Here is a 20,864-nt window from a genome sequence, read left to right on the forward strand (position 1 = left end):
TTGAGAAACAAACTGTTTGCCGGCGCATATGAAAATGAATAGGAAAAGAAGAATATAAAAAACAGAGCAGCATCGCAGATCATGAGACCGGCGATGCTGTTTTTTGCAGTTTTTCTGAAATTGTTATCAAGTGATTCGCAGCCGAATAAATACAAAGAGAAAGCCCCGGCAGGGGAGCTGCCGGGACTTTCAAGGGGAGTATAAATAATTAAATAAGGGGTTTATGTAAAAAAAATTTTTGAAGGGTAAATTCTTTTTACAGCTATGATTATAATATAGCTTGGTGAAAAAAGCAACATATTTTGATGAATATTCCCCCCGGTTTTTGGGATAATAGTCAATGTGAAGCACTTTCAGCGATGAAGTGTGGAAGAAAAAAACCGGATTTTGCAGAGTATCAGGAGATCCGGGCAGATAAATCTCATCAGGAGGAAAATAATAATGGCAAAAAACTATGAATCTGAGAGTAAAAACAGCAGAAATTACACAGGAACTTCAGATAAGAACAGCTATGGTAATGAAATGAACCATGCTGGTAATGCAAAAAACAGTGTGAAAAGCAAAAACGAGACAGATTGTAGAAGTAAAGCAAAAAATAAAACTTCCCAGTCTTACAGCTCAGAAGAAGACAGATATTGATTGGATCAGGAGGGGGAAATGCCCCTCCTGATCTGCTGTGAGCCAATTTATGTGTCGGCTGTTTTTTGTCAGGCAGTGGCATATCTGTCCCTGATATCATATGATATAACAAAAAGGAGTCTGCCATGTTTCCGGTGGAAACGATTTCTGCAAAAATGCTGGATTATTATGTGGGCCGAAGGGACACGTTGATTATAGATCTGAGAGAAAAAGAGTCCTATATGCACAGTCATGTAAAAGGAGCCGTAAACATGCCATATGGAGAAATAGACGGATATACAGCCTTTCCAAAAGGGAAAATACTGGTTCTGTACTGCGACAGGGGCGGGGCAAGCCTTCTGCTTGCAAGGCAGCTTGCAAAGCTTGGGTACTGTACCAGGTCTGTTATAGGCGGTTTTGGAGCATATCGGGGAAGAAATCTTGTAATTTCGCCATAAGCATGATAAGGTGTAAGAGAAAAAATACGAACCGGTATATCTTCAGGTTATTTCAGAAATCAATCTGTCGGCATACCAATAAAAGAGGAGACACAAAACTATGAAATATATGTTTGCATCAGATGTCCATGGTTCTGCATACTACTGCAGAAAAATGCTGGATGCCTATAAAGAAGAAAAGGCAGAACGCCTGGTACTGCTGGGCGATCTGCTCTATCATGGCCCGAGAAATGATCTTCCCAGAGAATATGCTCCCAAACAGGTCATTTCCATGCTTAATGACATGAAGAAAGAAATTTATGCTGTACGTGGGAATTGTGAAGCTGAGGTCGATCAGATGGTCCTGCAGTTTCCGGTTATGGCAGACTACTGTATTCTGAACCTGGATGGAAGAACCTTTTATGCCACACATGGGCATATTTACAATGAAAATAATCTGCCTCCGATCCAGGAAGGAGATATTCTGATCCATGGACATACCCATGTACTGAAAGCAGAGCAGAAAGAAGGCTATGTACTTCTCAACCCGGGTTCTGTTTCCATTCCAAAAGAAGGAAACCCGCCTACATATGCGATCTTTGAGGACGGTGTGTTTACAATTAAGGATTTTGAGGGAAATATTGTTAAGAGCATAGAATTATAGGGAAGTCCCATCTACATATAGAAAGGATAAAGAATGGAAAAATTTGAACTGATCGCTCCATGTCATTTCGGTATGGAAGCTGTGCTGAAACGTGAGATCCTTGATCTGGGTTATGAGATTACCAAAGTAGAGGATGGAAAAGTAACATTCGAGGCAGATGCACAGGGAATCGCAGATGCCAATATCTTTCTGCGTTCCACAGAAAGAATCCTGCTGAAAGTAGCAGAAGTAAAGGCAGAAACCTTTGACGAGCTTTTTGAAAAGACAAAAGCCCTGCCATGGGAAAATTATATTCCCAAGGATGGGAAATTCTGGGTTGCCAAGGCCAATTCTGTGAAGAGTAAGCTCTTTAGCCCGTCTGATATCCAGTCCATTATGAAAAAAGCCATTGTAGAGCGTCTGAAGGGCGTATACGGGGTGTCCTGGTTTGAAGAGGATGGGGCAAGCTTTCCTATCCGCGTGGCATTTATGAAAGATGTGGCCACGATCGGTATTGATACCTCAGGGGTATCTCTGCATAAAAGAGGATATCGTAAAATGACAGTGAAAGCTCCGATCACAGAAACACTGGCATCTGCTCTGATCATGCTTACGCCATGGAATAAAGACAGGATTCTGGTAGATCCTTTCTGCGGAAGCGGTACCTTTCCTATTGAAGCAGCAATGATGGCAGCAGATATTGCACCCGGCATGAACCGTTCCTTCCTTGCTGAGGAATGGAAGCATCTGGTTCCGAGAAAATGCTGGTATGATGCAAATGAAGAGGCACAGGACAGGATAAATCTTAATATTGAAACAGATATCCAGGGCTTTGACATTGATCCTGAGGCGTTGAAGGCTGCCAGAGCTAATGCAAAAATGGCAGGTGTGGACAAGCTGATCCATTTCCAGCAGAGAGCGGTAAAAGATCTCCGCCATCCCAAACCATATGGATTCATCATCACAAACCCTCCTTATGGGGAACGACTGGAAGAAAAAGAGAATTTAACTCAGCTTTATCGTGAAATCGGGGAAAGCTATGAAAGGCTTGACAAGTGGTCCATGTATCTGATCACATCTTATGAGAAAGCGGAGAACGATATCGGGCGAAAAGCAGATAAAAACCGTAAGATCTATAATGGTATGCTTAAGACCTATTACTATCAGTTCCTTGGGCCGCGCCCACCGAAGAAAAACCGTAGCTGAGTGCTTCTGTAATTGCGAAAAATCAAAATAAAAAGAGGATACAAAGGATTATGAAAAAAATAATTTTTGCTACCGGAAATCAGGATAAAATGAGAGAAATCTGCGAGATCCTTGCAGATATAGATGCAGAGGTTGTTTCTATGAAAGAAGCGGGAATCCATGCAGATATTGTAGAGGATGGTTCTACTTTTGAGGAAAATGCTGTGATCAAGGCGAAGACAATCTGTGAACTGACAGGGGAGATCACTCTGGCAGATGATTCCGGTCTGGAGATTGACTATCTGAATAAAGAGCCGGGCATTTATTCTGCCCGTTATATGGGAGAAGATACCTCATATCATATCAAAAATGCAAGTCTGATAGAGAGACTGAACGGAGTTCCGGACGAGAAGCGTACTGCAAGGTTCGTATGCGCCGTTGCAGCGGCTTTTCCGGATGGAAGTGTAAAAACAGTGCGTGGAACAATGGAAGGCCGTATAGGCTATGAGGAGAAGGGAGAGAACGGCTTCGGCTATGATCCGATCTTCTACCTGCCGGAATATGGATGTACTTCTGCAGAGCTTTCCGGCGAAGAGAAAAATAAGATCAGCCACAGGGGAAAAGCATTACGTGCCATAAAGGATGAACTGAAATGAAGGTACTGATCGTCAGCGATACTCATGGACAGGATGAGAATCTGGAAGAGACAGTGCTCAGAGAAGCTCCCTTTGATTATCTGATCCACTGCGGGGATGTGGAAGGCAGAGAGATTTTCATTGAGGCACTGGCAGAGTGCCCATGTACGATTGTCGCAGGAAATAATGACTTTTTTACAGATCTTCCCTATGATGAAGAAGTTACCCTGGAGGGACATAAGATACTGGTTACACATGGACATCACTATTTTGTGTCCCGGGATTATGATAAACTTGTTGAGAATGCGCAGGCTAAGGGATGTAAGATTGCAATGTATGGTCATACTCACATGCCTGTGATCGAGAATGAGGATGGGATTCTGGTAATTAATCCCGGCAGTCTTACCTACCCGCGTCAGAGAGGCCGCAGGCCAAGCTATGCAGTTATGCAGATAGAAGAGGGAAAAGATCCTCAGGTCGAGATCAGATACCTCTGAAAAATTATTTAACTGAATCAGGTAAGTTACTTGCGGAGGTTGCGAATATCCGCCTGACTCATCTGACTGTATATTTTTGAGGTATTGTTGATCGGATAACGGCAATACCTCTTTTTACAGATACGTGACAGTAAAAGAATAGAAGAAAAAATAAAAAAAGTTAAGATTTTTTTATTGTATGAAAAAAATATCTTTTTAAAAAAAATCTCAAAAACCAGTAAAAAATCCCTTTTTGCGAACAAAAAAAACGATTTTTTTGAAAAAAGTGAAAAGCCCGCAAAGCCTTGTATTTAGCGGGTTTCAGGGACTTTTTGAGGGATAAAAAATCACTTTTTTAAAAAAAATCAAAAAAAATTGAAAAAAGGTGTTGACATTTGGGGTCGCTTAACATATAATATGTCTTGCGTCGGACAACGAAGCACAAATAAATAAAGAAAAACAGCGGGGTGTGGCTCAGCTTGGCTAGAGCGCCTGGTTTGGGACCAGGAGGCCGCAGGTTCGAATCCTGTCACCCCGACTGCTGTAACAACAACATTACCGTTTCAGCGAAATGCGGGTGTAGTTCAATGGTAGAACACTAGCCTTCCAAGCTAGATACGTGGGTTCGATTCCCATCACCCGCTTCTCTGTATGTACAGAGAGATGTGTCTGTAGCTCAGCTGGATAGAGCAACGGCCTTCTAAGCCGTGGGTCGGGGGTTCGAATCCCTTCAGGCACGCTGTGGTGGGTATAGCGCAGTTGGTTAGCGCGCCAGATTGTGGCTCTGGAGGCCCAGGGTTCGAATCCCTGTATCCACCCTTCGCCTTTGGGCTATCGCCAAGCGGTAAGGCACAGCACTTTGACTGCTGCATTCGCTGGTTCGAATCCAGCTAGCCCAGTCTTAATATGGAGCATTAGCTCAGTTGGTAGAGCACTTGACTTTTAATCAAGTTGTCCGGGGTTCGAATCCCCGATGCTTCATTAATAGCGGAAATCTTTTGTGAGGTTTCCGCTATTTTATTGCTTTTGCAGAGTGTGAGAATGATTTTTCGGATACACTCTGAAAATATGAGAAAATGCGGATATGGCGGAATTGGCAGACGCGCTGGTTTTAGGTACCAGTGGGCTTCCCGTGCAGGTTCAAGTCCTGTTATCCGCATTCAGAAAAAGTACCGGTTAAAACGGTGCTTTTTTGTTTTACAGACATGGTTTTTTGTTGTATAGTTAAGTTATAAACAGGACAGGGAGATTTTGACTATGGATATACAGAAATTTCAGCAGAAACTTACAGAAGTATGTGAACTTGGAGAGAAGAATGGCAAAGTATTGAAACCGGAACAGATAAAGGAATGCTTTGGCGAACTTGACCTGGATAAGTCACAGCTGATCAAGATATTACAGTATTTAAAATTAAAAGGTATTTCCATTGAAGGTGCGGAGGAGATCTCAGCAGCATCTCAGGCCGGACCGGAAGAAGTATCCGAAGAAAAAGAAGAAAAAGTTCCTCTGACAGCAGAGGAAGAGGCGTATCTGAAAGAATATCTGGAAGGTCTTGAAGAACAGGAGCAGGGAGAGAGAAGTGCGGAAGAACTTTTTGAACTGCTTTCAAAGGGAGATGCTCTGGCACAGGCAGAGCTGTCACAGAAGTATCTGCATGCAGCAGCCGAAATGGCGGTTGAAATGAACTGTGAGGAGATTTTTATCGCTGATCTGATTCAGGAGGCAAATATAAGCCTTCTAATGGCTCTGGGAGAGGAAGAACCGGAAGAGAAAGATGAGAAATGGCTGCTTGGACGTATCCGGTGTGGGATCCGCCATGCTATCGAGGAGCAGACACAGAGGAAATTTGAGGATGACTATCTGGTAGCAAAGGTGGAGAAGCTGGAAGCGGCAGTCCGGGAACTTACAGAGGATGAAGAGGATGAAAGTTCAAAGTTCAGTGTAGAGGAGCTGGCGATCATTCTTGATATGGATGAAGAAGAGATCAGGGATGTGCTGCGGCTTACAGGTGATGATAAATAATGCAGTGATGTAGCATTACGGGAAAGGAGAGGGTGATTATGAGTATTCCAACACCACACAACAGTGCAAAGAAAGGTGATATTGCAAAGAAGGTTCTGATGCCGGGAGATCCGCTGCGTGCGAAGTATATTGCGGAGACATATCTGGAGAATCCGGTATGTTTTAACACAGTGAGAAATATGTTTGGTTATACCGGAACTTATAAGGGTGAGCAGATATCTGTCATGGGCAGCGGTATGGGGATGCCATCTATGGGTATTTACAGTTATGAGCTTTATAATTTTTATGATGTAGAGAAGATCATTCGTATAGGTTCTGCAGGTGCGCTGCAGGATGATGTAAGCGTAATGGACGTTGTGATCGCTATGAGTGCATGTACGGATTCAAATTATGCAAGCCAGTATCAGCTGCCGGGGACTTTTGCTCCTACAGCAAGTTATGAACTGGTTGCAAGGGCTGTAGAGGTCGCGAAGGAGCAGGGTACACCGGTTCGCGTGGGTTCTGTTGTATCTTCGGATGCGTTCTATGGAGATAATCCGGAGAGTTCGAAGGCATGGAGAAAGATGGGGGTTCTCTGTGTGGAGATGGAGTGTGCGGCGCTGTTTATGAATGCTGCGAGAGCCGGTAAGGAGGCATTGGGGATTCTTACGATTTCGGATCATGTTTTCAGGGATGAGGCAATTTCTGCGGAGGCCAGGCAGACTTCGTTTAACAGGATGATGGAGATTGCTTTAGGAATTTAAAGGATAATCCCGGTATAAAAAGGCTCTTTGGCTGGTATGTGGGAATACTGGTCAGAGGGCTTTTTTTTAATTCAGTAGGGACGCGTCAAAAAATATTTCATTTCATGTGCGGTTTCGGACACTAAGATATTCTAAGCCGTCAAAAATCTGCTAAAAGCATGAGCCATCAAGGACAAACTCGCTTCGCTCAGACAGTGTCCTTGATGGCTCATAACGCAGATTTTTGGCGGCTAAGAATATCTAAGTATCCTGCAAATGCACATGAAATGAAATATTTTTCGACGCTGTTTTTTCATATGGAATGAATAAAATTTTGGCTACGTTACTGAGAACGGAGTGAGCAGTAACAGTTAATGACGACTGTTCTCAAGAAGAGCGATTGAAAAATTTTCCATATTGTGTTAATATCAAAACAATATGGGAGGTATTTTGAATGCAGATCAGAAAATCAGCGGAGGATTATTTGGAGGCAATCCTGGTATTGTCAAAACAGGGGGGCGGAGTTCGTTCTATTGATATTGCAACGATGCTTGGGGTATCGAAACCGAGTGTAAGTCATGCGATGAAACTGTTACGTGAGGATGGCTATATCGCGATGGATCGTTATGGTACGGTGACGCTTCTGGATAAAGGGGCTCAGATTGCAACGCATATTTATGAACGCCATACAGTGTTGAGTAAGATGCTGGAACATCTCGGCGTAAGCCCGGAAGTTGCAAAAGAAGATGCGTGTAAGTTAGAGCATGACCTGAGCGATGAGAGTTTTACTAGGATAAAGGAGCACTTCCACAAGGTGATTGGGGAAGTTGAATAGCGGATAAAATAAACTCCCCCCGTCGGATGAATTTCTGACGAAGTGGGGAGTTTATTTTTTAAAGTTAGTCATCTACTATTTCTGTTACATAGCTTCCATGCCCGTCTATAGCAATAACTTTTTCTTTTCCATCTTCTGTTTGAAATATCCATGGAGCAGAATAAGGATTGCGAAAAAAGGCTTACAACGAATGGTGGTGTGGTACAATGCTGTAGAAAGAAGAATGCTGGAAAGCTGTATAGTCGTATGAAGGAGAAATTCACATGCAGTTTGATGAGAGGAAAGAGGGAATAGACCCTCTGACCTACTCTACATATTATTCTGTCTGCTTCTGTGGAAGCTGTGCAAGGATGATAGCGGCAAACATGATGACACATCCAAGGATTTCTTTAGTACTCAGTTGCTGTCTGAGGATGATCCATCCGGCTAGGACAGAGATGCAGGATTCCAGGCTGAGTATCAGGGATGCTACAGTTGGGTTCATGTTTTTCTGACCGATAATCTGCAAGGTGTAAGCTACTCCGCATGACATAACACCTGCGTAGAGGATTGGCTGCCATGCTGCCAGGATGGATGAGAGTTCCGGATGCTCAAGGAGCAGAGCGGGAATGCCGGAAAGAACTCCACATGTCAGGAACTGAATACAGGAGAGCTTTACTCCGTCTACTTTCGGAGAAAAGTAGTCGATGACCAGTATGTGCAACGAAAAAAGAAAAGCGCATACCAGTACGAGCAGATCTCCCTTTCCAATGGAAAATCCATCTGTGATGCACAGGAGATAAAGTCCGATCAGAGCCATTGCAACGGCAGCCCAGATAAATTTCGTGCATTTTTTGCCAAGGAACAGTCCGATGACAGGGACGATCACAATATAACAGGCAGTGATAAAGCCGGCTTTTCCGACGGTTGTATACTTGATGCCAAACTGTTGGAAATTGCTTGCCAGACAGAGGCAGATACCGCAGGCGATACCGCCGATAATCAGAGTTTTTTTCTCCTGCATATTGGATACAGTATTACTTGAGGTGTCAGATCTGCCAGATGCTTTGGAAGCAGAATCTGAAGGAGAGTTTCTCTTTTTCAGAATAAAAATCAGTGGAATCAGAACGACTGCTCCGATAAGGGAACGGACGGCATTAAAAGTAAAGCCTCCTACGTATTTCATTCCTACGCTTTGAGCTACAAAAGCGATACCCCAGATGATCGCTGCGAGAAGCAGGAGCAGGGAATTTTTTAATGGAATCTGTTGTTTTTGCATGATGTGTGTAATCCTTCCTTATATTAATGTGTAAATAGAATGTATAAAATGTGGATAAAACAAAATATTTATTCATTCAGTGTGGACAGAAGCACTGAAATTTTGTAACTGTTCAGTGCCCTCATAGTTATAAAATGTTTCAAATATATTTTAAGAGTGCCAGTGCCTTATTGATCTGAAAATGAAGAAACACTTTCATAATTATACATCATAAATGTAAAAAGAGAAAGAAGATTGTAGAAATAAAAAGAAGCCTCTGCAGGAGACTTCTTTTTGTAAATGTGTATCTGATATTTATATCAGATAAAGATATATTTCAAAATAAACAATACAGCCAGTACATACATCAGTACGCTGATTTTCTTTTCCTTAGCTTTACCTGTAACAACGTTGATGATCACATAGGAGATAACACCCATGGAGATACCTTCAGAAATGCTGTACAGGAATGGCATTGCGATGATCGCGATAAATGCTGGGATGGCTTCCGTCAGGTCGTTGAAATCAATCTTGGTTACTGATGTGAGCATCAGGAATCCAACGATGATCAGAGCCGGTGCTGTGGCAAAGGACGGGATTGCCAGGAAAATCGGGGATAACAGCAGTGATAATCCGAAGAGGATGGCTGCTATCAGGGAAGTAAGTCCTGTACGTCCGCCTTCAGCAACACCGGAAGCACTCTCTACGAAAGTAGTAACTGTGGAAGTACCACACATAGCACCTACTGTAGTTCCTACTGCGTCAGAAAGAAGAGCACCTTTGATGTTTGGAAGTTTGCCTTCTTTGTCAAGCATATCAGCTTTGGAAGCAACACCGATCAGTGTTCCAAGTGTATCGAACATATCTACAAACAGGAATGCAAACATAATGACTACGAAATCAAGTGTGAAGACAATGGAGAAGTCCATTTTCATAAATGTGGGAGCCATGCTTGGAATGGAGATTCCGTTTGAAAAATCAGGCAGGAGGCTGAACCAGCCGGCTGCAGGATCAGGTTTGTAAAGTCCTGTCAACTGACAGATAATGCCAAGTCCCCATGTGATCAGGATACCCCAGAGAATGTTTCCTTTTACACTCTTAACAAGAAGGATGGCGGTGATGAGAAGTCCAATCAGCGCCAGAAGAACTGTAATTCCTTCTGTATTGAAGGTTCCGCCGGAAACGGAGGATTTAAAGGAAAATACACTTACCAGAGTGGAGTCGTTGTTAACTACGATCTTAGCATTCTGCAGTCCGATGAAAGCAATAAACAGTCCGATACCAACAGATACTGCATGTTTCAGGTTCATTGGGATCGCATTGAAAATTGCCTCACGCACATTGGTCAGAGATAACAGGATAAAAATAATACCCTCTACAAATACAGCTGCCAGTGCCTGCTGCCAGCTGTAACCCATGCCAAGAACAACAGTGTAGGCAAAGTAGGCATTCAGGCCCATGCCAGGTGCAAGAACGAATGGATAATTAGAAAGCGCAGCCATCAGACAGGTGGCAATAAAGGATGACAGTGCGGTCGCTGTAAAAACAGCTCCTCTGTCCATGCCGGATGCTTCCAGAATGTTTGGGTTTACAGCCAGAATGTATGCCATTGTCATGAATGTGGTAATACCTGCCATAACTTCGGTCTTTACATCTGTGTGGTTCTCTTTGAGATGGAATAATTTGTCAAGATTCATAATCTTTCCCCCTTTTGATTTTAAAAATTGCCGGCCGTTTTGTGGTGCCTCAGATAATCATCCCGAAAAAACAGGGTGAAACTCCTGGAATCAATCGTCCCGGCATATCGTTTTGTTAACGATATGCCGGAAAAACACCATCAGAATCTGTATTTCCTGCAGTTACAGAATCTTTCTTCCGGCTACATATTTAGCGGTAATATTACGGTCATCGGAAAGGTAGATCAGTCTTTCAAGTCTGTCCCTCGGAGAGAGCTTCAGTGGAGTTGGAATAGTGCTGTCATTAAGCACAACCGCATCAAATTCATACCCCTCCTTAAAGCTTCCAACCTTTCCAAAGAAGGAACCGCCTCCTTCTGTTCCCATATAAAAGGCCTCTTCAACAGTAAGCGGCTTCATGGAAGAATCAACCAACCGCCAGTACAGCTTGGAAACCTGAATAGCATCAGCCATAGCACGCAGAATAGAAACGGAAGTTCCACCTGCAATGTCAGATCCCAGTCCGATGTGTAAACCTTCGTCCAGATAACGTCTCATAGGAGAGATACCTGAGGCGAGATTTGTGTTAGACTGCGGACAATGAGCAATATAAACGCCCTGCTTTTTCATAAGGGCAATTTCTTCATCCGAAGAATGAACACAATGAGCCATGATCGTCGGACAGTCACCGCCGAAAAGATCAAACTGGCTATATGCTTCTCCATAAAAATGTGTATTCGGGCAAAGCTCCTTCACCCAGGCAATTTCACCGAAATTCTCAGAAAGGTGAGACTGCATCGGCAGGTGATACTTTTTCTGAATCTCCGAAAGCTTCTCCATCAGTGCATCAGAACAGGACGGAGTAAATCTCGGAGTAAGGATTGGCTTTACATTTTCAAATTTATCAAGCGTATCCTTAATCCACTGAACCGTAGCATCAGCAGAAGCCTGAGCACTCTCTTCCTGCAACTGCGGAGAACCATTACGGTCCATATTTACCTTGCCGACCATAGCCTTTATTCCGGTTTTATCCAGCTGTTCCATCAGGATCTCGGTAGCAGGGACATGCAGAGTTCCGAAAATACATGCTCTTGTATTCGGGCTCTTCTTCATATCCTCAGTGAAAATAGAATAAGCCTCTTTTGCAAACTCTGTATCTTCATAACGTGCTTCCTGCGGAAAAGTATAAGTATTCAGCCAGTCCAGCAGTTCAAGATCCATACCCGAGGCACGAAACGTATACTGCGGAGCATGAAGATGCAGATCAGTCAGTCCCGGAATGATCAGCTCATCGCCAAAATCTGTACATGAGATTCCTGCAAATTTCTCAGGAAGCTCATCAAACACCCCTGCACATCGCCCATCTTCACATACTAAATATCCATTTTCAGTGATGGAAAGTTCTGTCAGAGAATTACTGTAGCAAATTGTTCCCTTTAAAACAAAAGTCCGTTCGTTCATAACCATACCTCCTTTTTGTGGTTAAGGAAAGGCAAAAAAAATCTACCGATGCTGCCTTTACCTCATTCTTTCTCCCTGGGGAGAGAACTTATAGACAACTATTACGGTAGTTGGTAGAAACGTCCAACCGATTATGGACATATATAAGTTTACTTATATTGTTTATAAAATGATTATAAAATATTTGTAGTTAACTGTCAATTCCTTTCTGCGATTTAATTTAATATTCTTTTTGCATTGCTATTTGATAATTCATAGTCTATAAAGCATTTTACAGGCAGAATTTATATAAAGTATATGATATCCCATGTGAACTTATACAATCTCTTTCATATTTAAAGTCTTTCTTATTCATGTAGGCTTTTAACATGCGAATTGATACGATATTTTCCACCTTCCAATTACCAGTTTAGAAAAATATTTTATCTGCTATGCATTTGCAGGCATCTTAGAGATTCTTAGTCCTCTTAAATCTGCGTTATGAGAAGAAAAGTCCATTGCCTGAGCACCAGCGAGCAATCATAGACTTTTCTTCTCATGCTTTTAGCAGATTTCAGATGACTTAGAATCTCTTAGATGCCGAAACCGCATAGCAGATAAAATATTTTTCTAAGCGTCCGTTTTTTGGGAAAATATGATATAATACTCTCCAATATCAAAAAGAAAGGAAAAACAAACATGCAGCTAGATAAAGAAAACATAAAAAAAATCCGATGGCTCATCGCATTCGCAATTCTCCTATACCTGGGTGTCCAGAACCTGCACATGGTCATCAGCACTGCCAGAGTTCTGCTTGGCTTTCTCTTTCCGTTCATCATTGGTTTCGGAATCGCTTTTATCCTCAATATTCCAATGAAATTCATAGAACATCATCTGTTTGGAAAAGCCTTGAAACAAGAGAAAAAAACAGCACAAAAACTGGCAAGGCCGGTCAGCCTAGTGCTTTCTATCTGCTTTGTGATCTGTATAATCGTGATCGTTATGCTGGTAGTAGTACCGGAACTGGGGGCAACATTCGTAAACATAGCGAAAAAGATAGAAGAAAATATTCCGGTTTTCCAGAAATGGATCGACAATGTATTCGGAAACAATCCGGAAGTTGTGAAATGGGCGCAGTCTCTTGACATTGAGCCGGGAAAAATAATCGATTCTGTACTCGGCGTACTGAAGAACGGAGTCAATAACATTGTTTCTTCCACAGTGTCCATCACCATGGGACTTCTGACTACTGCAATGAATGTATCCATTGGCTTTGTATTCGCCTGCTACGTCCTTTTACAGAAAGAAAAGCTCCTGCAGCAGATAAAAAAAGCAATGTACGCAATGTTCCCTGAAAAACCGGTCAGATATCTGGCACATGTATGGAATCTGGCAAACAGGATTTTTTCCAGCTTTATTACCGGACAGTGTATCGAAGCTGTGATTCTTGGAAGTATGTTCTTTGTATCCATGACAATCCTGCATTTTCCATATGCAATGCTGGTGGGTGTCCTGATTTCATTTACAGCATTGATCCCGCTGTTTGGCGGAATTATCGGATGTTGGGTAGCATTTTTTCTGATCCTTATGATAAGTCCTGTAAAAGCAGTTCTGTTTCTGGGACTTTTCCTTATCCTGCAGCAGATAGAAGGAAACCTGATCTATCCTCATGTGGTAGGTGGTTCTGTCGGGCTTCCATCCATCTGGGTACTGGTAGCTGTAACACTTGGCGGCAGTCTGATGGGAATTGCGGGAATGCTGATCTTCATTCCGACAGTATCTGTCATCTATACACTTTTCAGAGAGTGGGTATATGCCCGTCTTGAGAAAAAACAGCTTGTTTTATGACGAAATGATTCGTGATGTGTAGAAAGATGTATTATTGTCCGGATAAACTTGGTAACAAATTTGTAAAAGGACTGTAAATCAGTGTAAGGTCTCTGTAATTGTAATTAATTCGATATTTCTGTATTATAGTGATATCTGGTTAAAAATGGAAGGAGATCTTAAGATGGACATCTTAAAAGGTAAACGTTATGATATTATGAATGTGCTTTGGGAAGAGGGAAGACCATTGTCTGCTTTTGAGATCAATGACATTGCACCGGAACTGAAAATGCCGACAGTAAGAAGATGCCTGGAGCTTCTTTTGAAAGAGAACCTGATCCAGGTTGCGGGAACTTCAATGAACGGCAAGGTGTATGCAAGAAATTATACCCCTCTTCTTTCAAGAGAGGATTATTTAAAGGGAAATGCCAAAAGCAGAAAGATTAATCCGGTGGAAATGATGAATGCGCTTCTGGAATCTGATGGGATTACAGTGGAAGAGCTGGAAAAACTTCAGGAGCTTATCGATAAGAAACGTGCGGAACTGGAAAGCAGATAATCATAAACATAGCAGATAAAACGGACATGGCCATCTGGCTGTGTCTTTTTTGTGCCATTTTTTACAGAATTGCAATACTGTATCAGGTAATAAAAACAGCCAGATGAATAAAGTGTCCATCTGGCTGAATCTGTTATCAATTAATTATTTCTTGTTCTGCTCAACTTCTTTTAACATCATAGCGCGAACTTTCAGTGGAAGTCCGAACAGTGTGATGAATCCATCTGCATCGTGGTGGTCATAGAGGTCACCTGTTGTGAAAGATGCAAGAGATTCATTGTACAGGCTGTATGGAGAAGTTGTACCGGCTTTGATGATATTGCCTTTGTACAGTTTGAATTTCACTTCACCTGTTACATATTTCTGTGTGGATTCAACGAATGCCTGGATTGCCTCGCGAAGTGGTGTATACCATTTTCCTTCGTAAACAACCTGAGCGAACTGGCTGCCAAGTTTCTTCTTGGTTTCCATTGTCTCGCGGTCAAGTGTAAGTTCTTCGAGCTGTTCATGAGCTGCCATCAGGATGGTTCCGCCAGGAGTCTCATATACGCCACGTGATTTCATACCAACAACACGGTTCTCAACGATATCAACGATACCGATACCGTTCTCGCCGCCTAATTTGTTAAGCTCAGTGATGATCTCGGAAACTTTCATTTCTTTGCCGTTTAATGTTTTCGGAACACCCTGCTCGAATGTCATGGTAACTTCTGTTTCTTTATCAGGGGCTTTCTCAGGTGTAACACCTAAAACAAGCATATTGTCATAATTTGGAGCCTGTGAAGGATCTTCCAGTTCCAGACCTTCATGGCTGATATGCCATAAGTTTCTGTCACGGCTGTAGCTGTGGCTTGCATCGAATGGAAGGTCGATTCCGTGAGCTTTACAGAATGCAATTTCATCTTCACGTGACTGCATGGTCCATTTGTCTGTCATACGCCATGGAGCGATGATTTTGATGTCAGGAGCAAGAGCTTTGATGCCAAGTTCGAAACGGATCTGGTCATTACCTTTACCTGTAGCACCGTGGCAGATGGCAACTGCGCCTTCTTTACGTGCGATCTCAACTAATTTCTTAGCGATTGCCGGACGGGCCATGGATGTACCAAGGAGATATTTGTGTTCGTATACAGCACCTGCCTGTACACATGGAACGATGAAGTCATCACAGAATTCATCTACGATATCTTCGATATATAATTTGGAAGCACCGGAAAGCTTTGCTCTTTCATCCAGTCCGTCCAGTTCGTTTCCCTGACCGCAGTTTACGCAGCAGCAGACAACATCGTAATCAAATGTTTCTTTTAACCATGGGATTAAGGCTGTGGTATCAAGACCGCCTGAGTATGCTAAAACGACTTTTTCTTTCATGATTGTATTCCTCCTGAAATTGGATTTTATTATTTTCCTGATTTGTAAAAATTTCCTGAGATATCCGTTTGCCGAAAGTAAATGAATAGGTCGGGAGTTCAGCGCATTATTTTTGAATAAATGCGGTAATTTCTGATTGAAATTTTTGAATAAATATTCAATGCGGAACAAGATGATTTCGTATGATTCCGCTTAACAAGTGATAATATACACCTTTTTTTATAAATATGCAATAGAAAAATGCAAAAAAGTTTTATCTGTTTTTGCATAAATATGCAACATAATATAGGAAAAGACAGGGGGAAATTCGTGAAGCAAAATAGAATCCATGTAAAAACATTGAAAAATGACTATTGCATATTATGCAGGTAAGATGTATAATTAGTCCAGCACTCTGATAGAGTAAAGTTTTACTATGAAATGAAGATCGCCGGATGAGGCGAAGATGGAGGAAATTATTATGATTAAAGCAGGAATTATCGGTGCCACAGGATATGCAGGTAACGAGATCGTGAGACTGCTTCTGGGACATAAAGATGTGGAAGTTGCGTGGTATGGTTCAAGAAGTTACATTGACCAGAAATATGCAGATGTTTATCAGAACTTTTTTAAGCTGGTAGATGCGAAATGTATGGATGATAATATGGAAGCATTAGCTGATGAAGTGGATGTGATCTTTACAGCTACTCCTCAGGGACTGTGTGCTTCTTTAATTAATGAAGGAATTCTTTCTAAGGCGAAAGTTATTGATCTGAGTGCGGATTTCCGTATTAAAGATGTGAAGAAATATGAGAAATGGTACGGAATTAAGCATAAAGCTCCGCAGTTTATTGATGAGGCGGTTTATGGTTTGTGTGAGATTAATCGTGAGGAGATTAAGAAGGCAAGATTGATTGCGAATCCGGGATGTTATCCTACATGTTCCACACTTTCTATTTATCCGCTGATTAAAGAGGGACTGATCGATCCGTCTACCATTATTATTGATGCGAAGTCCGGTACTTCAGGAGCAGGACGTGGAGCGAAGGTTGCCAATCTGTTCTGTGAAGTGAATGAGAATATTAAGGCTTATGGTGTTGCAAGTCACAGACATACACCGGAGATTGAGGATCAGCTTGGTTATGCGTGTGGCAAAGAGGTGCTGATTAATTTTACACCTCATCTGATTCCTATGAATCGTGGTATTCTGGTGACTGCTTATGCTTCTCTGACTAAGGATGTTTCTTATGAAGAGGTGAAGGCAGTTTATGATAAGTATTATGAGAATGAGACTTTCGTTCGTGTGCTGGATAAGGATGTTTGTCCGCAGACTAAGTGTGTGGAAGGAAGTAATTATGTGGATGTGAACTTTAAGATTGATCCGAGAACTCATAGAGTTATTATGATGGGGGCTATGGATAATCTGGTGAAAGGTGCAGCAGGACAGGCTGTGCAGAATATGAATCTGATGTTTGGATTTAAGGAGGCTGAGGGACTGCTGCAGGTGCCGATGTGTCCGTGATAGATTAATGGAAAGGGACGCTCCGGAAATTATTTGGTTTTGAACGCGGTTTCGGGGCTTACTAACTCTAAGAGTTACTACAGCCCCTGCAAATGCGTTCAAAACCAAATAATTTCCGGAGCTGACTTTTCAGGACGGAAGAGATGTGGATGTCTGACGGACGTGACTGCGCAGGGGAGTTGCGGCAGTCGCTGAGCGTGGAGGATGTGGACGGGAAACAAGATAGTTTGTCTTATTATATAGAAAGGATTGAGGTTTTATGAAGATTATAGAGGGCGGCGTTACGGCGGCTAAGGGATTTAAGGCAGCGGCGGCTGCGGCTGAGATTAAGTATAAGGGTAGAACGGATATGGCTATGGTTTACAGTGAGGTGCCTTGTGTGGCTGCGGGGACTTTTACTACCAATGTGGTGAAGGCTGCGCCTGTTAAATGGGATCAGGATATTGTTTATAATCATCCGTCTGCACAGGTGGTGATCTGTAACAGTGGTATTGCCAATGCATGTACTGGTGCAGAAGGTTATGGTTATTGTAAGGAGACTGCAGATGCGGCTGCTGAGATTCTTGGGGTGGCTGCTGACAGTGTGCTGGTTGCTTCTACAGGTGTGATTGGTATGCAGGTTCCCATTGACCGTATTAAGAATGGTGTGAAGATGATGGCGCCGAAGCTGGATGGTTCTCTGGAGGCTGGTACTGAGGCGGCGAAGGCGATCATGACTACTGATACCAAGAAGAAAGAGGTTGCTGTTCAGATTGAAATTGGCGGTAAGACGGTTACTGTTGGTGGTATGTGTAAGGGTTCCGGTATGATCCATCCGAATATGTGTACCATGCTTGGGTTTGTTACTACTGATGCGAAGATTTCCAAGAAGATGCTGCAGGAAGCGTTAAGTGAGGATGTTAAGGATACTTACAATATGGTTTCTGTTGATGGAGATACTTCTACCAATGATACAGTGCTTCTTCTGGCCAATGGTCTGGCTGAGAATCCGGAGATCACAGAGAAGGGTGAGGATTACGAAACCTTCAAGGCTGCGCTGAATTATATCAATACTACTCTGGCGAAAAAGATCGCAGGTGACGGAGAGGGTGCGACTGCACTGTTTGAGGTGAAGATCATTGGTGCAGAGTCTAAGGAGCAGGCAGTTACACTGAGTAAGTCTGTTGTTACTTCTTCTCTGACAAAGGCTGCTATCTACGGTCATGATGCGAACTGGGGAAGAATCCTGTGTGCTATGGGATATTCCGGTGCGAAGTTTGATCCTGAGAAGGTGGATCTGTTCTTTGAGAGTAAGGCTGGTAAGATCCAGATTATTGAGAATGGTGTGGCTGTGGATTACAGTGAAGAAGAGGCAACGAAGATTCTTTCTGAGGAAGCTGTCACAGCAATCGCTGATGTGAAGATGGGTGATGCCACAGCAACTGCATGGGGCTGTGACCTGACTTATGATTATATAAAAATCAATGCAGATTACCGTTCATAACAAAATTCTGTGAATAAGGGTGATTTTAACCGAATCAGGTAAGTCTCCTGCTTTAATTGCGAAAAGCAATAAGCAGTGGATGGAGAACAGACATTGACTGGAAAAAGGAGAGAATAATGGTTAATCAGAAATATTTGGACAAGGCGGAGGTGCTGATCGAGGCGCTTCCTTATATTCAGAGATTTAATCGTAAGATTGTAGTTGTAAAGTACGGCGGAAGCGCCATGCTGGATGATGAACTGAAGAAGAATGTGATCAAGGACGTTGTTCTTCTGAAACTGGTTGGTTTCAAACCGATCATCGTTCATGGTGGTGGTAAGGAAATCAGCCGCTGGGTTGGCAAGGTAGGTATGGAGCCGAAATTTATTAACGGTCTTCGTGTTACAGATAAAGATACTATGGAGATCGCAGAGATGGTTCTTGCGAAGGTGAACAAGGAACTGGTTGCCATGGTGGAATCTCTTGGTGTAAATGCTGTTGGTATCAGCGGTAAAGACGGTGGTCTGCTGAAATGCCGCAAGAAACAGACAGAGGGCGGAGACATCGGATTTGTTGGTGAAGTTACAAAGGTTGAGCCGAAGATTCTGGAGGATCTTCTGGAGAAAGATTTCCTGCCGATCATTTTCCCGGTAGGTTATGACGATGAGTTCGCTACTTATAATATTAATGCGGATGATGCGGCATGTGCCATTGCAGAGGCTGTTCATGCTGAGAAGCTTGCATTCCTTTCTGATATTGAAGGCGTTTATAAAGACAAGGATGATCCGTCCAGCCTGATCTCTGAACTTCATGTAGATGAAGCACAGAAACTGATCGATGACGGTTATGTAGGCGGAGGTATGATTCCGAAGCTGAAAAACTGTATTGATGCCATTGAAGAAGGCGTTAACAGAGTCCATATCCTTGACGGAAGAATTCCTCACAGCTTACTGCTGGAGATCTTTACAAACAAAGGTATTGGTACTGCGATTCTGAGAGAAGACGGGGAGAAATATTACAATGAACATGAATGAACAGATGAAGGAATCCGAAGAGAGTATCCTTCACACTTATAATCGTTTTCCTGTTGTTTTTGAAAAGGGACAGGGATGTTATTTATATGATTCCGAAGGAAAGGAATATCTGGATTTTGCAGCAGGTATTGCTGTAAATTCTCTGGGATATCATTATCCGGGATATGATGAAGCATTAAAAGATCAGATTGATAAGCTGATGCATATTTCCAACTTATATTACAATGAGCCGATCATTGAAGCAGGTGCGAAGTTGGTAAAGGCAAGTAAAATGAGCAAGACATTCTTTACTAACAGTGGTACAGAAGCAATCGAAGGTGCTTTAAAAGCAGCTAAGAAATATGCATATGTACGTGACGGACATGCAGATCATGAGATCATTGCCATGAACCATTCCTTCCATGGAAGAAGTATCGGAGCACTTTCCGTAACAGGAACTGCTCATTACAGAGAGCCCTTTGAGCCTCTGATGGGTGGTGTGAAGTTTGCGGATTTTAATGACCTTGAGAGCGTAAAGGCTCAGATCACAGATAAGACCTGCGCAATTATCACTGAGGTTGTTCAGGGTGAGGGTGGTATTTATCCGGCGAAGAAAGAATTTCTGGAAGGTCTGCGCCAGATTTGTGACGAGAAAGATATTATGCTGATTTTCGATGAGATTCAGTGCGGTATGGGAAGAACCGGACATTATTTTGCATGGCAGGCATACGGTGTACAGCCGGATATTATGACAAGTGCGAAAGCTCTTGGATGTGGTGTGCCGGTAGGTGCGTTTGTATTGAATGAGAAAGCTGCCAAAGCTTCTCTGGAGCCAGGTGATCATGGTACAACTTATGGTGGAAACCCGTTTGTATGTGCTGCAGTCAGCAAAGTATTTGACATTTATAAGAATGATAAGATCATTGAACATGTACAGGAAATGACTCCATATCTGGAACAGAAACTGGATGAAATTGTTGCAAAACATGAATGCGCTGCAACAAGACGAGGCATGGGCTTCATGCAGGGAATCGTAATCCAGGGCCGCCCGGTTGGTGAAGTTGTAAAGGCTGCTCTTGCAAAAGGACTGTTGGTGATCTCTGCAGGCAGTGATGTACTCAGAATCGTACCTCCGCTTGTGATCACAAAAGAACACATTGACAAGATGGCTGCTATTCTGGATGAGTGTATGGAATAATTTTAGA

19 protein-coding genes, 7 tRNA genes and 1 riboswitch are annotated in these 20,864 nt (G+C 42.6%); of the genes, 22 read left to right on the top strand and 4 right to left on the bottom strand.

The features are described from left to right. Nucleotides 1-441: 441 nt before the first annotated feature. The 16 genes from I4V44_RS06120 to I4V44_RS06195 all read left to right on the top strand — a co-directional run bounded on the left by I4V44_RS06120 (nt 442) and on the right by I4V44_RS06195 (nt 7,573). A complete protein-coding gene (locus I4V44_RS06120) occupies nt 442-639 on the top strand; it encodes a hypothetical protein (RefSeq protein WP_022379894.1) in 198 nt (65 codons plus the stop codon). A 125-nt stretch (nt 640-764) separates the two neighbouring features. After that, nucleotides 765-1,076: a rhodanese-like domain-containing protein gene (locus tag I4V44_RS06125; protein WP_025581338.1), complete on the top strand. Its 312-nt coding sequence runs from the start codon at nt 765-767 to the stop codon at nt 1,074-1,076. 100 nt (nt 1,077-1,176) lie between these two features. Next, a complete protein-coding gene (gene yfcE / locus I4V44_RS06130; protein ID WP_055053062.1) occupies nt 1,177-1,719 on the top strand; it encodes a phosphodiesterase in 543 nt (180 codons plus the stop codon). 33 nt (nt 1,720-1,752) lie between these two features. Further along, the gene (locus tag I4V44_RS06135; protein ID WP_008706223.1) at nt 1,753-2,904 is read left to right on the top strand and encodes a THUMP domain-containing class I SAM-dependent RNA methyltransferase; all 1,152 of its coding nucleotides are present in this window, start codon (nt 1,753-1,755) and stop codon (nt 2,902-2,904) included. Nucleotides 2,905-2,954: 50 nt separating this feature from the next. Continuing rightward, nucleotides 2,955-3,539 carry an XTP/dITP diphosphatase gene (locus tag I4V44_RS06140; RefSeq protein WP_196002491.1) on the top strand — a complete coding sequence of 195 codons (585 nt, stop codon included), beginning with the start codon at nt 2,955-2,957 and terminating at the stop codon, nt 3,537-3,539. Further along, nucleotides 3,536-4,015: a metallophosphoesterase family protein gene (locus I4V44_RS06145; protein ID WP_055053061.1), complete on the top strand. Its 480-nt coding sequence runs from the start codon at nt 3,536-3,538 to the stop codon at nt 4,013-4,015. Before I4V44_RS06140 ends, I4V44_RS06145 begins: the two co-directional genes overlap by 4 nt. 442 nt (nt 4,016-4,457) lie before the next feature. After that, nucleotides 4,458-4,532 (top strand) — tRNA-Pro (locus I4V44_RS06150). A gap of 35 nt (nt 4,533-4,567) precedes the next feature. Beyond that, nucleotides 4,568-4,638 (top strand) — tRNA-Gly (locus I4V44_RS06155). 21 nt (nt 4,639-4,659) lie between these two features. Beyond that, nucleotides 4,660-4,733, top strand: a tRNA-Arg gene (locus I4V44_RS06160). 5 nt (nt 4,734-4,738) lie between these two features. Then, a tRNA-His gene (locus tag I4V44_RS06165) sits at nt 4,739-4,812 on the top strand. 9 nt (nt 4,813-4,821) lie between these two features. Then, a tRNA-Gln gene (locus tag I4V44_RS06170) sits at nt 4,822-4,893 on the top strand. Between the two features lie 9 nt (nt 4,894-4,902). Further along, nucleotides 4,903-4,975, top strand: a tRNA-Lys gene (locus I4V44_RS06175). Between the two features lie 97 nt (nt 4,976-5,072). After that, nucleotides 5,073-5,153 (top strand) — tRNA-Leu (locus I4V44_RS06180). A gap of 98 nt (nt 5,154-5,251) precedes the next feature. Then, the gene (locus I4V44_RS06185) at nt 5,252-6,016 is read left to right on the top strand and encodes a hypothetical protein (protein WP_118569039.1); all 765 of its coding nucleotides are present in this window, start codon (nt 5,252-5,254) and stop codon (nt 6,014-6,016) included. Between the two features lie 38 nt (nt 6,017-6,054). Continuing rightward, nucleotides 6,055-6,759: a purine-nucleoside phosphorylase gene (gene deoD, locus I4V44_RS06190; RefSeq protein WP_022380050.1), complete on the top strand. Its 705-nt coding sequence runs from the start codon at nt 6,055-6,057 to the stop codon at nt 6,757-6,759. A 433-nt stretch (nt 6,760-7,192) separates the two neighbouring features. Continuing rightward, nucleotides 7,193-7,573: a metal-dependent transcriptional regulator gene (locus I4V44_RS06195; protein ID WP_196002492.1), complete on the top strand. Its 381-nt coding sequence runs from the start codon at nt 7,193-7,195 to the stop codon at nt 7,571-7,573. A 316-nt stretch (nt 7,574-7,889) separates the two neighbouring features. Here I4V44_RS06195 and I4V44_RS06200 read toward each other — a convergent pair whose 3' ends face one another. From I4V44_RS06200 to I4V44_RS06210, 3 genes are all read right to left on the bottom strand, one after another. Further along, on the bottom strand, nt 7,890-8,816 hold the full coding sequence (locus I4V44_RS06200) for a DMT family transporter (protein ID WP_062807477.1): 927 nt from the start codon (nt 8,814-8,816) through the stop codon (nt 7,890-7,892). 314 nt (nt 8,817-9,130) lie between these two features. Next, the gene (locus I4V44_RS06205; protein WP_022380052.1) at nt 9,131-10,507 is read right to left on the bottom strand and encodes an NCS2 family permease; all 1,377 of its coding nucleotides are present in this window, start codon (nt 10,505-10,507) and stop codon (nt 9,131-9,133) included. A gap of 162 nt (nt 10,508-10,669) precedes the next feature. Beyond that, nucleotides 10,670-11,953 carry an amidohydrolase family protein gene (locus I4V44_RS06210; protein WP_196002493.1) on the bottom strand — a complete coding sequence of 428 codons (1,284 nt, stop codon included), beginning with the start codon at nt 11,951-11,953 and terminating at the stop codon, nt 10,670-10,672. Nucleotides 11,954-12,018: 65 nt separating this feature from the next. Then, nucleotides 12,019-12,114: riboswitch (purine riboswitch) on the bottom strand. A 511-nt stretch (nt 12,115-12,625) separates the two neighbouring features. On the opposite strand from I4V44_RS06210, the gene I4V44_RS06215 reads away from it, so the two are divergent. After that, complete coding sequence (locus tag I4V44_RS06215) at nt 12,626-13,774, top strand: AI-2E family transporter (protein WP_118409081.1); 1,149 nt, start codon at nt 12,626-12,628, stop codon at nt 13,772-13,774. A gap of 163 nt (nt 13,775-13,937) precedes the next feature. Continuing rightward, entirely contained in the window at nt 13,938-14,312 is a 375-nt protein-coding gene (locus tag I4V44_RS06220) for a BlaI/MecI/CopY family transcriptional regulator (protein WP_020993513.1), read from the top strand. Nucleotides 14,313-14,456: 144 nt separating this feature from the next. Here the strand turns inward: I4V44_RS06220 and I4V44_RS06225 are convergent, their stop codons facing one another. After that, a complete protein-coding gene (locus I4V44_RS06225; RefSeq protein WP_008706208.1) occupies nt 14,457-15,683 on the bottom strand; it encodes an argininosuccinate synthase in 1,227 nt (408 codons plus the stop codon). A gap of 460 nt (nt 15,684-16,143) precedes the next feature. Between I4V44_RS06225 and argC the strand changes: the two genes are divergently transcribed. The 4 genes from argC (at nt 16,144) to I4V44_RS06245 (ending at nt 20,857) form a co-directional block, all read left to right on the top strand. Further along, the gene (argC, locus tag I4V44_RS06230; protein WP_196002494.1) at nt 16,144-17,184 is read left to right on the top strand and encodes an N-acetyl-gamma-glutamyl-phosphate reductase; all 1,041 of its coding nucleotides are present in this window, start codon (nt 16,144-16,146) and stop codon (nt 17,182-17,184) included. Between the two features lie 259 nt (nt 17,185-17,443). Then, the gene (gene argJ / locus I4V44_RS06235) at nt 17,444-18,667 is read left to right on the top strand and encodes a bifunctional glutamate N-acetyltransferase/amino-acid acetyltransferase ArgJ (RefSeq protein WP_118409082.1); all 1,224 of its coding nucleotides are present in this window, start codon (nt 17,444-17,446) and stop codon (nt 18,665-18,667) included. A gap of 116 nt (nt 18,668-18,783) precedes the next feature. Further along, nucleotides 18,784-19,680 (top strand): acetylglutamate kinase, encoded by an 897-nt coding sequence (gene argB / locus I4V44_RS06240; RefSeq protein ID WP_020993510.1) that lies wholly within the window; start codon nt 18,784-18,786, stop codon nt 19,678-19,680. Beyond that, nucleotides 19,667-20,857, top strand: coding sequence for an aspartate aminotransferase family protein (locus I4V44_RS06245; RefSeq protein WP_196002495.1), 1,191 nt, complete (start codon nt 19,667-19,669; stop codon nt 20,855-20,857). The genes argB and I4V44_RS06245 overlap by 14 nt, the downstream gene beginning before the upstream one ends. Nucleotides 20,858-20,864: the final 7 nt, after the last annotated feature.

Origin of the sequence: Blautia sp. 1001283B150304_161114_C9, assembly GCF_015668165.1 — a bacterium.
GTDB classification, from domain to species: Bacteria; Bacillota; Clostridia; order Lachnospirales; family Lachnospiraceae; genus Blautia_A; species Blautia_A wexlerae.

Coding starts and splice junctions, on each gene's coding strand:
- argJ (WP_118409082.1), top strand. CDS start 17,444: ATGAAGATTATAGAGGGCGGCGTTACGGCGGCTAAGGGATTTAAGGCA.
- I4V44_RS06145 (WP_055053061.1), top strand. CDS start 3,536: ATGAAGGTACTGATCGTCAGCGATACTCATGGACAGGATGAGAATCTG.
- I4V44_RS06125 (WP_025581338.1), top strand. CDS start 765: ATGTTTCCGGTGGAAACGATTTCTGCAAAAATGCTGGATTATTATGTG.
- I4V44_RS06140 (WP_196002491.1), top strand. CDS start 2,955: ATGAAAAAAATAATTTTTGCTACCGGAAATCAGGATAAAATGAGAGAA.
- I4V44_RS06205 (WP_022380052.1), bottom strand. CDS start 10,507: ATGAATCTTGACAAATTATTCCATCTCAAAGAGAACCACACAGATGTA.
- deoD (WP_022380050.1), top strand. CDS start 6,055: ATGAGTATTCCAACACCACACAACAGTGCAAAGAAAGGTGATATTGCA.
- I4V44_RS06220 (WP_020993513.1), top strand. CDS start 13,938: ATGGACATCTTAAAAGGTAAACGTTATGATATTATGAATGTGCTTTGG.
- I4V44_RS06215 (WP_118409081.1), top strand. CDS start 12,626: ATGCAGCTAGATAAAGAAAACATAAAAAAAATCCGATGGCTCATCGCA.
- I4V44_RS06245 (WP_196002495.1), top strand. CDS start 19,667: ATGAACATGAATGAACAGATGAAGGAATCCGAAGAGAGTATCCTTCAC.
- argC (WP_196002494.1), top strand. CDS start 16,144: ATGATTAAAGCAGGAATTATCGGTGCCACAGGATATGCAGGTAACGAG.
- I4V44_RS06195 (WP_196002492.1), top strand. CDS start 7,193: ATGCAGATCAGAAAATCAGCGGAGGATTATTTGGAGGCAATCCTGGTA.
- I4V44_RS06225 (WP_008706208.1), bottom strand. CDS start 15,683: ATGAAAGAAAAAGTCGTTTTAGCATACTCAGGCGGTCTTGATACCACA.
- I4V44_RS06185 (WP_118569039.1), top strand. CDS start 5,252: ATGGATATACAGAAATTTCAGCAGAAACTTACAGAAGTATGTGAACTT.
- I4V44_RS06135 (WP_008706223.1), top strand. CDS start 1,753: ATGGAAAAATTTGAACTGATCGCTCCATGTCATTTCGGTATGGAAGCT.
- I4V44_RS06210 (WP_196002493.1), bottom strand. CDS start 11,953: ATGGTTATGAACGAACGGACTTTTGTTTTAAAGGGAACAATTTGCTAC.
- yfcE (WP_055053062.1), top strand. CDS start 1,177: ATGAAATATATGTTTGCATCAGATGTCCATGGTTCTGCATACTACTGC.
- argB (WP_020993510.1), top strand. CDS start 18,784: ATGGTTAATCAGAAATATTTGGACAAGGCGGAGGTGCTGATCGAGGCG.
- I4V44_RS06120 (WP_022379894.1), top strand. CDS start 442: ATGGCAAAAAACTATGAATCTGAGAGTAAAAACAGCAGAAATTACACA.